Consider the following 11528-nt stretch of genomic DNA (forward strand, 5'->3'; position numbering starts at 1 on the left):
GGCGCCCCTCGGTGGTTCCGTGGTGCCTACTGCACGTCCGACGGCATCAGACCCGTCTGCACCAGCGGGTTGCCGCGCTGGCGGGAGACGAAGACGCCGCGGCCCGGGGGCATCGGACGGGGGCGGACGCCGCCCAGGACCTCGCCCTCGTGCGGGTCGCCCGACAGGATGACGCCCTGCGCGCCCAGCTCCATCATGCGCTGCATGAACGGCTCGTACGCCGAGCGGCTCGCGCCCGCCGAGTTGCGGGCGATGATGAACCGGACGCCCACGTCCCGCGCGAACGGCAGCAGCTCGGTGAGCGGCGCCAGCGGGTTGCCGCTGGACGTCGACACCAGGTCGTAGTCGTCGACGACCACGTACACCGTCGGGCCCTGCCACCAGCTCCGGTCCCGCAGCTGCTGCGCGGTGACGTCCTCCGCCGGCGTGCGGCGCCGCATCAGCCCCGACAGGGCCTCCACGTGGTGGTCCATGTTGTTGGACATCGGCACGTACTCCGCCAGGTGCGTCGGCGGGGTGGCATCCAGCAGCGCGCGCCGGTTGTCGATGACGAACAGCTTGCAGCTGTCCCCGTCGTACCGCTCGCTCAGCTGCTTGACGAGCAGCCGCAGCAGGTTCGACTTGCCCGACTCGCTCTCGCCGAAGACCAGGAAGAACGGGTCGCGTTCGAAGTCCACGAAGACCGGCGCCAGGTTGTTCTCGTCGATCGCGAAGGCGACGCCGCGCTCCGGGTGGGCGAAGCCCGCGGGCAGGTTCGCCGCCGGCAGCTCGCGCGGCAGCAGCCGCACGCCCGGCGCGCCCGGCAGCGTCCAGTGCCGGGACACCTCCTGCGCCATCGCCGCCGTCGCCTCCGACAGGTCGCTGTCCGAGTTGATGCCGTCGATCCGCGGCACCGCCGCCATGAAGTGCAGCTTCTCCGGGGTGAGGCCCCGGCCCGGCACGCCCGGGGGCACGTTCTGCGCGACCCGGCGGTCCAGCTCGGAGTCCATCGGGTCGCCGAGCCGCAGCTCCAGCCGGTTCATCAGGTGGTCCTTGAGGTTGGCGCGCACCTCCATGGACCGCGACGCGGTGAGGACGAGGTGGATGCCGTAGCCGAGGCCGCGCGCCGCGATGTCCATCACGAGGTGCTCCAGCCCCTCGTAGTCGGAGCGGAAGCTGCCCCAGCCGTCGATGACGAGGAACACGTCGCCCCACGGCTGGTCCGTCACCGGGATGTCGCCGCGCGCCCGCAGCCGCCGGTACGTGGCGATCGAGTCGATGCCCGCGCTGCGGAAGTACTCCTCGCGCCGCGACAGGATGCCGTACACCTCCGCGACCGTGCGCCGCACCCGCTCCGGGTCGAGGCGCGAGGCGACACCGCCCACGTGCGGCAGCCCCGCGACCGCCGACATGCCGCCGCCACCGAAGTCCAGGCCGTAGAACTGCACCTCGTGCGGCGTGTGCGTCAGCGCGAACGCCGAGATGATCGTCCGCAGCAGCGTCGACTTGCCGGACTGCGGACCGCCCACGATCTGCATGTGGCCCGCCGCGCCCGAGAAGTCCCGGTACAGCGTGTCGCGACGCTGCTCGAACGGCTTGTCGACCACACCGACCGGCACGACCAGCCGGCCCGCGCCCTCGAAGCCCGGCTGCGTCAGCCCGCGCCCCGGCACCTCGGCCAGACCCGGCAGCAGCTCGTCCAGCGGCGGCGGGTTGTCCAGCGGCGGCAGCCACACCTGGTGCGCCTCCACGCCGCGGCCCTCCAGCCGCCGCACGATCACGTCCAGCACGGAGTCGGCGAGCGCGTCGTCCTCCGGCCGGCCCCCGTCCGGCCGCGCGGCCCGGGCCGCCGGCTGCACGTACCGGATCGGCACCGGCGCCGCCGTGAACGGCACCGGCCGCCGGTCCACCGGCAGCGGGCCCCCGGCCTCCGCCAGCGCCTGCGCGTTGGAGCGGTACACCCCCGACACGTACGCCGCCTTGAACCGCACCATCTCGTCCGTACCGAACTTCAGGTACCCGGAACCGGGCACGTTCGGCAGGTGGTACGCGTCGGGCACGCCGATCGCCGCGCGCGACTCCGCCGTGGAGAACGTCCGCAGGCCGATCCGGTACGACAGGTACGTCTCCAGGCCGCGCAGCCGGCCCTCCTCCAGCCGCTGCGACGCCAGCAGCAGGTGCACGCCGAGGGACCGGCCGATGCGGCCGATCTGCACGAACATCTCGATGAAGTCCGGCTTCGCGGTGAGCAGTTCGCTGAACTCGTCGATGACGAGGACGAGCGAAGGGATCGGCTGGAGGGGGGCGCCGGCCGCGCGCGCCTTCTCGTAGTCGTGGATGTTCGCGTAGTTGCCCGCGTCACGGAGCATCTCCTGGCGGCGGTTCAGCTCGCCGCGGATGGAGTCGCCCATGCGGTCGACGAGCGTCAGGTCGTCCGCCAGGTTGGTGATGACGGCGGCGACGTGCGGCATCTGCGACATGCCGGCGAACGTCGCACCGCCCTTGAAGTCCGCGAGGACGAAGTTCAACGTCTCCGACGAGTGCGTGACCGCCAGGCCCAGCACCAGCGTCCGCAGCAGCTCCGACTTGCCGGAACCGGTCGCGCCGACGCACAGGCCGTGCGGGCCCATGCCCTCCTGCGCGGCCTCCTTCAGGTCCAGCATGACCGGCGAGCCGTCCTCGCCGACACCGATCGGCACGCGCAGCCGCTCCGACTGCGACCGCGGCCGCCACGTCCGGCTGACGTCGACGGAGGCGGCGTCGCCGAGGTTCAGCAGGTCGGTGAAGTCCAGGTTCGCCAGCAGCGGCTCGTCGTCGTCGCCGCCCGACGCCATCCGCAGCGGTGCCAACTGGCGGGCCAACGCCTCGGCGGCCTCCGGGCTCAGCCCGTCCGGCGTGCCCTCGTACACGAGCCCGTGGCCCGACTCCAGCCGCAGCTCGCCGGGGTGGACCACCACCGAAAGCTGGCCGCGCGCCCCGGCGCCCTCGCCCCGGACGACCTCGACGATCGTGACGCCCTGCAGGCCCTCCGCGGCGGCCAGCGGCGACATCGGCGGCACCGTCTGCCCGTCGAGCACGACCACGACGTGCGGCCGGTCCAGCAGCGGGTGGTCGCCGCCCTGGAAGCGCGGCCGTCCCTCCAGCAGCCCGGCGAGCAGGTCCTGCAGGTCCATCGGGTCCGTGGTGATCAGGCGCCGCGTGCCCGCCCCGTCGACGGCGCCCCGCGCCTGCACGTGCGGCAGCCACTTGGCCCACTCCCACCGCGGCGCGGCGTCCTGGCCCGCGGCGACGGCGATGACCAGGTCCTCGGGCGAGTGCAGCGACGCCAGCGAGGCGACCATGGCGCGCGCGGACGCCCGTACGGACTCCTGCTCACCGCTCACCGTCACGTGGTAGAAGGCGCGCAGCGACACCGCCATGGGCAGCCCGTCGAGCGTGCCGTGCGTCGCCAGGAACTGGCGCATCGCGCCCGCCGTCAGCGGCTCCAGGTCGTCCACCGGCGCCGTCTCGGGGGCGACCAGCGGCGTGGCGAGCTGCTGGCTGCCCAGGCCGACGCGCACCTGCCCGAAGTCGTCGTCGCCCACGCGCCGCTCCCACACCCGGCTGCCCTCGGCGACCAGCGCCCACAACTGCTCGGGGGAGGGGTGCAGGTAGAACTGGGCGTCACGCTGGAGGCGCGCGGTCCGCAGCACGGCACGCCGCGTCTGGTTCAGGTACTTGAGGTAGTCGCGCCGCAGGTCGGCGAGCTGTCCCTGGGTGCCGCGCCGGTACCGCACCAGCATCGCGATGCCCATGCCGACGGTCGACGCGATCATCACCATGCCCATGATCCGCATGATCGGGTTCGGGGTCATGAAGAAGAACACGACGGAGCCGCCCATGCCGAGCATCGGCAGGATCTGCATCAGCGCCCCCTCCTGCTGCCCACGGGGCAGCTCGGGCGGCGGTTGCACCTGCACCTGCTCGCTGGGCACTTCGGACGGCAGGACCCGTGGTGGGCGCTTGACGACGATCTGGCTCACAGCTCACCAATTCCCTTGCCGGACGGAAACGTTCCTATCGGCGCCCCCGTGGCGACGGGTTCCATCCGCGGTTGGGGATCCTACTTGCGTGGGGGGTGACGGCCGGGCGGTAGGGTGACGCGACGGATTTGCGGACCCGTGAACTACCGCAAAACAGGGGGCATTCGAAGCGCAGGCAGGCGCTTTGGCCACGACGGCGCCGGCACACCGCCGTCCACGCCCGAGAAGTCACCGTTCTCACGAGGGGAAGCAGAAGGTGAGCATGACGGCCCAGGCGGCGGCCACCACGACCGGCCACCCGGCTCCCGCGACGCCGTCCGGCGGCGGAACCGGCTTCTGCCGCGTCACCGTCGTCGCGCCCGACGGACGCGTCGACGTGGCGCTGCCCGAGGACATCCCGGTCGCCGACCTCTACCCGGAGATCCTCCGGCTGTCCGGCCAGAGCCCCGCCGAGGGCGGCCCGGTCGGCTACCACCTGGTCCGCCGCGACGGCACGGTGCTCGACGCGGCCAGGTCGCTGGCGGCCCAGCGCATCCTCGACGGCGAGCTGCTCTCCCTGCGGCCCTTCGCCGAGTCGCTGCCGCCGGCCGTCTTCGACGACGTCTCGGACGCCGTCGCCTCCGCCGTCGCCCGCGACCGCCGCTTCTGGACGGACGCGCTGATGCGCGGCTCCGGCCTGTTCGGCGGCTCCGTCCTGCTGGTGCTGCTCGCGTTCGTCCTGTGGCAGGCCGACCCGCGCCACGACACGCACGGACTGCCGGGCATCCTCGCCGGCGTCGCCGCGCTGCTCCTCCTGGCGCTCGCCTGCGTCCGCGCCCGCGTGTACGACGACCGCGGCTCGGCCGTCGCCCTCGGCCTCGGCGCGATGGCGAACGCCGCCGTCGGCGGCTCCGGACTGCTGTCGTTCGCCGCCGGCCAGGGCCCGGGGCGGCTGCAGTTCCTGCTCGCCTGCGCCGCCGTCCTCGTCACGTCGCTGATCCTCATGCTCGTCGCGCCCTCCGGCGACGGGCCGTTCGTCGCGTTCGTCTTCGCCTCCGCCGTGGGCCTGCTCGTGACGTTCGCCGCGATCCTGACGGGCATCGGCCCCGTGGAGACCGCCGCGGTCTGCCCGCCCCTCGCCGTCGGCGCGCTCGCCTTCCTGCCCGGCCTGTCCACCCGCCTCGCCCGGCTCCCCATCGGCTTCGACCCGCCCCGCACCACCGTCGGCGGGTACGACGGCGGCGACGGCGCCCCGCAGGGCCCGGTCGACGCCGCCCGCATCGCCGCCCAGGCCCGGCGCGGCCACGAACTGCTCGTCGGCCTGGTCGGCGGCTGCGCCCTGGTCGCGGTCACCGCGGCGGGCGTGCTCGGCTTCTCCGACAACGTGTGGGGCCAGCTCCTCGCCCTCACCACGGGCGCCGCGATGATGATGCGCGCCCACCTGTTCCGGTACTCCGCGCAGGTCGGCTGCGCGCTGGCCGCCGGCCTCGGCTCCCTCGTCCTGCTCGGCCTCGGCCTGTGCGTCAACCCCCCGGAGGGCGTCGTCCGCGCCGCGCTGCGCGGCGACAGCGGGGCGCTGGACCTGCGCACGGTGTGGCTGGCCGCGGCCATCGCCCTCGTCGCGGCCCTGATCGTCGCCATCGGGCTGATCGTGCCGAACAAGGGCGTCACGCCCTTCTGGGGCCGCTTCCTGGAGATCGCGGAGGGTTTCTTCCTGCTCACCCTGGTCCCGCTCTGCCTGGCGGTCTTCGACGTCTACCACGCGATCCGCGCCCTCACCTCGTGAGCGCCTCGTGAGCACGCCGCACGGCGGCACGTCGTACGGCGCCCACGCGGACTGGTACGCTGTGTGACGGCCGTTTGTGTACGCGCCCCCGGAGCATCTGGGAGCAGCGCTCATCGAGCCTTCGCCTCCGAGTCACGGAAGTCCCCCTGAGACCAAGACCAGGGGCACTCGCGGGCGCATCGAACACCAAGAGGAGTACCGAGTGTCTCTCGACGCCGCCACGAAGAAGCAGATCATGGCCGAGTTCGGCACCAAGGAGGGCGACACCGGCTCCCCCGAGGTCCAGGTCGCGCTGCTCTCCCGCCGCATCTCGGACCTGACCGAGCACCTGAAGACCCACAAGCACGACCACCACTCCCGCCGTGGTCTGCTGATCCTCGTCGGCCAGCGCCGCCGCCTGCTGCAGTACCTGGCCAAGAAGGACATCCAGCGCTTCCGCGCGCTGGTCGACCGCCTCGGCATCCGCCGCGGTGCGGCCGGCGGCGCCAAGTAAGACGCCGTGAGGGGAGCGGTTCCCGACGACAGGGAGCCGCTCCCTTTGCTGTACGCGTGTACCGCACGCGGTGATCGGAATGCGATCCTGGGTACAGGCTCAGTAATCTGGTCGCACAACGACACAACGAACACCCCATGACGCGGACGGAACCGGACGCGTTCATGGCACGGAGGAGAGGCCGCCTCGCCGTCGCCGGTCCTCGGTAGTGGCCCCCGGGCCCCATGGGACGCAAGGTCCCAGGGCGCACCCGGGTGCTTCGATCGAAGACCGGCCCGCAGACAAGGCGAGATCTCTCCGCTCCCCGTCCCGCGCCACACGGGCGCACGGACGAAAAGACGACAAGCAAACGGAGAAACCGCTGGTGGAGAACGAGACCCACTACGCCGAGGCCGTCATCGACAACGGCCCCTTCGGCACCCGCACCATCCGCTTCGAGACGGGCCGCCTGGCCAAGCAGGCCGCCGGCTCGGCCGTCGCGTACCTGGACGACGACACCATGGTGCTGTCGGCCACCACCGCGTCCAAGAAGCCCAAGGACCAGCTCGACTTCTTCCCCCTGACGGTCGACGTCGAGGAGCGGATGTACGCGGCCGGCAAGATCCCCGGCTCGTTCTTCCGCCGCGAGGGCCGGCCCTCCGAGGACGCGATCCTCACCTGCCGCCTGATCGACCGCCCGCTGCGCCCCTCCTTCAAGAAGGGCCTGCGCAACGAGATCCAGATCGTCGAGACGATCATGGCGCTCAACCCCGACCACCTCTACGACGTGGTCGCGATCAACGCCGCCTCCTGCTCCACGCAGCTGGCCGGCCTGCCCTTCTCCGGCCCCATCGGCGCCACCCGCGTCGCCCTCATCAAGGGCCAGTGGGTCGCCTTCCCGACGCACACCGAGCTCGAGGACGCCGTCTTCGACATGGTCGTCGCGGGCCGCGTCCTGGAGGACGGCGACGTCGCGATCATGATGGTCGAGGCCGAGGCCACCGAGAAGACCATCGAGCTGGTCAAGGGCGGTGCCGAGGCCCCCACCGAGGAGGTCGTCGCCGCCGGTCTCGAAGCCGCGAAGCCGTTCATCAAGGTCCTGTGCAAGGCCCAGTCGGACCTCGCCGCCAAGGCCGCCAAGCCGGTTGGCGAGTTCCCGATCTTCCTCGACTACGAGGACGACGTCCTGGAGGCGCTCACCGCCGCCGTCAAGACGGAGCTCGCCCAGGCGCTCACCATCGCCGGCAAGCAGGAGCGCGAGAACGAGCTGGAGCGCGTCAAGGCGGTCGCCGCCGAGAAGCTGCTCCCGCAGTTCGAGGGCCGCGAGAAGGAGATCTCCGCGGCGTACCGCTCGCTGACCAAGTCCCTGGTCCGCGAGCGCGTCATCAAGGACAAGGTCCGCATCGACGGCCGCGGCCTGACGGACATCCGTACGCTCGCCGCCGAGGTCGAGGCGATCCCGCGCGTGCACGGCTCCGCGCTGTTCGAGCGCGGCGAGACGCAGATCCTCGGCGTCACCACGCTGAACATGCTGCGCATGGAGCAGCAGCTGGACACCCTCTCCCCGGTGACCCGCAAGCGCTACATGCACAACTACAACTTCCCGCCGTACTCCACCGGCGAGACCGGCCGCGTCGGCTCCCCGAAGCGCCGCGAGATCGGCCACGGCGCCCTCGCCGAGCGCGCCCTCGTGCCGGTGCTGCCGTCGCGCGAGGAGTTCCCGTACGCGATCCGCCAGGTGTCCGAGGCGCTCGGCTCCAACGGCTCGACGTCCATGGGCTCGGTCTGCGCGTCCACGATGTCGCTGCTGAACGCCGGTGTGCCGCTGAAGGCCCCGGTCGCCGGCATCGCCATGGGCCTGATCTCCCAGGAGATCGACGGCAAGACGCACTACGTCACCCTCACCGACATCCTCGGTGCGGAGGACGCCTTCGGCGACATGGACTTCAAGGTCGCCGGTACGAAGGAGTTCGTCACCGCCCTCCAGCTCGACACCAAGCTGGACGGCATCCCGGCCTCCGTCCTGGCCGCGGCCCTCAAGCAGGCCCGCGACGCCCGCCTCCACATCCTCGACGTGATGATGGAAGCGATCGACCGCCCGGACGAGATGTCCCCGAACGCCCCGCGGATCATCACCGTCAAGATCCCCGTGGACAAGATCGGCGAGGTCATCGGCCCCAAGGGCAAGATGATCAACCAGATCCAGGAGGACACCGGCGCCGAGATCACGATCGAGGACGACGGCACCATCTACATCGGTGCCGCCGACGGCCCGTCCGCCGAGGCCGCCCGCGCCACGATCAACGGCATCGCCAACCCGACCATGCCGGAGGTCGGCGAGCGCTACCTGGGCACGGTCGTCAAGACCACGACCTTCGGTGCGTTCGTCTCGCTCCTCCCGGGCAAGGACGGCCTGCTGCACATCTCGCAGATCCGCAAGCTCGCCGGTGGCAAGCGCGTGGAGAACGTCGAGGACGTGCTCGCGGTCGGCTCCAAGGTCCAGGTCGAGATCGCCGAGATCGACCAGCGCGGCAAGCTCTCCCTCATCCCCGTCCTCGCGGACGAGGAAGGCGCCGAGGGTACCGAGGACGCGAAGGACGACACCGACAAGTGACGTCCCGTAGTCTCCGGACGACGGCCCGCACCTCCTCGGAGGCGCGGGCCGTCGCCCGTACCCAAACGCTTCTCCCCGGCAAGGACGGCATCGGCACGGTCCGCCGCACCACCCTCCCGGGCGGCCTCCGCATCGTCACCGAGACGCTCCCCTCCGTACGCTCCGCCACCTTCGGGATCTGGGCCCACGTCGGCTCCCGCGACGAGACGCCCACCCTCAACGGCGCCACGCACTACCTGGAGCACCTCCTCTTCAAGGGCACGCGGCGGCGCAGCGCCCTCGACATCTCCGCCGCGATCGACGCGGTCGGCGGCGAGATGAACGCCTTCACGGCGAAGGAGTACACGTGCTACTACGCGCGCGTGCTCGACACGGACCTGCCGCTCGCCATCGACGTCGTCTGCGACATGCTCACGGGCTCGCTGATCCTCGCCGAGGACGTCGACGCCGAGCGCGGCGTGATCCTCGAAGAGATCGCGATGACCGAGGACGACCCGGGTGACGTCGTCCACGACCTGTTCGCCGAGACGATGTTCGGCGACACCCCGCTGGGCCGCCCCGTCCTCGGCACGGTCGACACGATCAACGCCCTCACCCGCGACCAGATCGCCCGCTTCTACAAGAAGCACTACGACCCGACGCACCTGGTCGTCGCCGCCGCCGGCAACGTCGACCACGCCGCGGTCGTCCGCCAGGTCCGCCGCGCCTTCGAGAAGGCCGGCGCCCTGACCCGCGCGGACGCCGTCCCGGTCGCCCCGCGCGACGGCCGCCGCGCCATCCGCACGGCCGGCCGCGTCGAACTGGTCAACCGCAGGACGGAGCAGGCCCACGTCGTCCTCGGCGTGCCCGGCCTCGCCCGCACCGATGAGCGCCGCTGGGCCCTGGGCGTCCTCAACACCGCCCTCGGCGGCGGCATGTCCTCCCGCCTCTTCCAGGAGGTCCGCGAGAAGCGCGGCCTGGCCTACAGCGTGTACTCGTACACGTCGGGCTTCGCCGACTGCGGCCTGTTCGGCGTCTACGCGGGCTGCCGCCCCAGCCAGGTCCACGACGTGCTGCGGATCTGCCGCGACGAACTGGACCGGGTCGCGGGCGAGGGCCTGTCCGACGACGAGATCGCCCGCGCCGTCGGCCAGCTCTCCGGCTCCACCGTCCTCGGCCTGGAGGACACCAGCGCCCTGATGAACCGCATCGGCAAGAGCGAGCTGTGCTGGGGCGACCAGATGTCCGTCGACGACATGCTGGCCCGCATCGCCGCCGTCACCCCCGACGAGGTCCGCGCGGTGGCGTCCGAACTGCTCGGACAGCGGCCGTCGCTCGCGGTGATCGGCCCGCTCAAGGACAAGCAGGCGGACCGCCTCCACGCGGCCGTCTCCTGACCCGACCCCTCCGCCGCAACCCGTAAGGAAGCAAGCATGAGCAAGCTGCGCGTGGCCGTCCTCGGCGCCAAGGGCCGCATCGGCTCCGAAGCGGTACGAGCCGTGGAGGCCGCCGACGACATGGAACTCGTCGCGGCCCTGGGCCGGGGTGACTCGCTGGACGCGCTCACCGAGAGCGGCGCCCAGGTCGCCGTCGAGCTGACCACCCCCGACTCGGTGATGGACAACCTCGACCACTGCGTCCGCCACGGCATCCACGCCGTCGTCGGCACCACCGGCTGGACCGACGAACGCCTCGCGCGGCTGCGGGGCTGGCTCGACGCCAGCCCCGCCACGGGCGTCCTGATCGCCCCGAACTTCTCCATCGGCGCGGTCCTCACGATGAAGTTCGCGCAGATCGCCGCCCCCTACTTCGAGTCCGTCGAGGTCGTGGAGCTGCACCACCCCCGCAAGGTCGACGCCCCCTCCGGCACGGCCACCCGCACCGCCCAGCTCATCGCCGCCGCCCGCGCCGACGCCGGCTGCGCCCCGCAGCCCGACGCCACGGCCACCGCCCTGGACGGCGCGCGCGGTGCGAACGTGGACGGCGTCCCCGTCCACGCCGTACGCCTCCGCGGGCTCCTGGCCCACCAGGAGGTGCTGCTCGGCGGCGAGGGCGAGACGCTCACCGTCCGCCACGACTCGCTGCACCACAGCAGCTTCATGCCCGGCATCCTGCTGGGCTGCCGTCGCGTCGTCTCCGCCCCGGGCCTCACCTTCGGCCTGGAGCACTTCCTCGACCTCGGCTGATCCCCATGGGCGCGAAGATCACGTACTTCGTCATGGCGGCCTTCCTGGCCGTCTGGTTCGTCCTGGTCGGTGGCCGCGGCGTGGCCCTGATCCAGCAGGGCACGGCCATCACCGTGACCCTCGGGCTCGCGGCGATGGTCCTGCCGGCGATCGGCGTGTGGTTCCTCTGGATGAACACCCGGTTCGTCACCAAGGCCAACCGCCTCGCCGCCGAGCTGGAGGCCGAGGGCGGCCTGCCCGCCGACGAACTGCGCCGCACCCCCGACGGGCGGATCGACCGCGATTCGGCCGACGAGGTGTTCGCCAGGCGCCGCGCGGAGACCGAGGAGGCGCCGGACGACTGGCGCTGCTGGTTCCGGCTCGCCGTCGCCTACCGCGACGCCCGCGACACGCCCAGGGCCCGCAAGGCCATGCAGCGCGCGATCGCCCTGCACGACGAGCGGCCCGTCGCGTCCTGAGCGGCGGGGCCCGCCCCACGGCCCGTGCCCCGCGTCCCCGGACACCGGGACGC

Annotated in this window: 7 protein-coding genes; 6 read left to right on the forward strand and 1 reads right to left on the reverse strand. The window is 72.2% G+C overall.

Going from position 1 to position 11528, the window contains the following annotated elements:
* Positions 1–26: 26 nt before the first annotated feature.
* The gene (eccCa, locus tag RND61_RS31910; protein WP_315881661.1) at positions 27–4001 is read right to left on the reverse strand and encodes a type VII secretion protein EccCa; all 3975 of its coding nucleotides are present in this window, start codon (positions 3999–4001) and stop codon (positions 27–29) included.
* A 262-nt stretch (positions 4002–4263) separates the two neighbouring features.
* Here eccCa and eccD point away from each other — a divergent pair, with 262 nt between their 5' ends.
* The 6 genes from eccD to RND61_RS31940 all read left to right on the forward strand — a co-directional run bounded on the left by eccD (position 4264) and on the right by RND61_RS31940 (position 11475).
* The gene (gene eccD / locus RND61_RS31915) at positions 4264–5766 is read left to right on the forward strand and encodes a type VII secretion integral membrane protein EccD (RefSeq protein ID WP_315881666.1); all 1503 of its coding nucleotides are present in this window, start codon (positions 4264–4266) and stop codon (positions 5764–5766) included.
* Between the two features lie 202 nt (positions 5767–5968).
* Positions 5969–6259 carry a 30S ribosomal protein S15 gene (gene rpsO / locus RND61_RS31920; protein ID WP_023586232.1) on the forward strand — a complete coding sequence of 97 codons (291 nt, stop codon included), beginning with the start codon at positions 5969–5971 and terminating at the stop codon, positions 6257–6259.
* A gap of 364 nt (positions 6260–6623) precedes the next feature.
* Entirely contained in the window at positions 6624–8852 is a 2229-nt protein-coding gene (locus RND61_RS31925; RefSeq protein WP_315881662.1) for a polyribonucleotide nucleotidyltransferase, read from the forward strand.
* Positions 8849–10228, forward strand: a complete 1380-nt coding sequence (locus tag RND61_RS31930) for a M16 family metallopeptidase (RefSeq protein ID WP_315881663.1) — start codon at positions 8849–8851, stop codon at positions 10226–10228. The genes RND61_RS31925 and RND61_RS31930 overlap by 4 nt, the downstream gene beginning before the upstream one ends.
* Positions 10229–10264: 36 nt before the next feature.
* Entirely contained in the window at positions 10265–11017 is a 753-nt protein-coding gene (gene dapB / locus RND61_RS31935; RefSeq protein WP_315881664.1) for a 4-hydroxy-tetrahydrodipicolinate reductase, read from the forward strand.
* A gap of 5 nt (positions 11018–11022) precedes the next feature.
* Positions 11023–11475 carry a hypothetical protein gene (locus RND61_RS31940; protein WP_315881665.1) on the forward strand — a complete coding sequence of 151 codons (453 nt, stop codon included), beginning with the start codon at positions 11023–11025 and terminating at the stop codon, positions 11473–11475.
* The last annotated feature ends 53 nt before the right edge of the window (positions 11476–11528 follow it).

It is taken from the genome of Streptomyces tamarix, from assembly GCF_032423885.1.
In the GTDB taxonomy this organism is placed as follows: domain Bacteria; phylum Actinomycetota; class Actinomycetes; order Streptomycetales; family Streptomycetaceae; genus Streptomyces; species Streptomyces tamarix.

Excerpts from the sequence above, each read along its gene's own strand:
- RND61_RS31940 (WP_315881665.1), top strand. The coding sequence starts at position 11,023 with ATGGGCGCGAAGATCACGTACTTCGTCATGGCGGCCTTCCTGGCCGTC.
- dapB (WP_315881664.1), top strand. The coding sequence starts at position 10,265 with ATGAGCAAGCTGCGCGTGGCCGTCCTCGGCGCCAAGGGCCGCATCGGC.
- eccD (WP_315881666.1), top strand. The coding sequence starts at position 4,264 with ATGACGGCCCAGGCGGCGGCCACCACGACCGGCCACCCGGCTCCCGCG.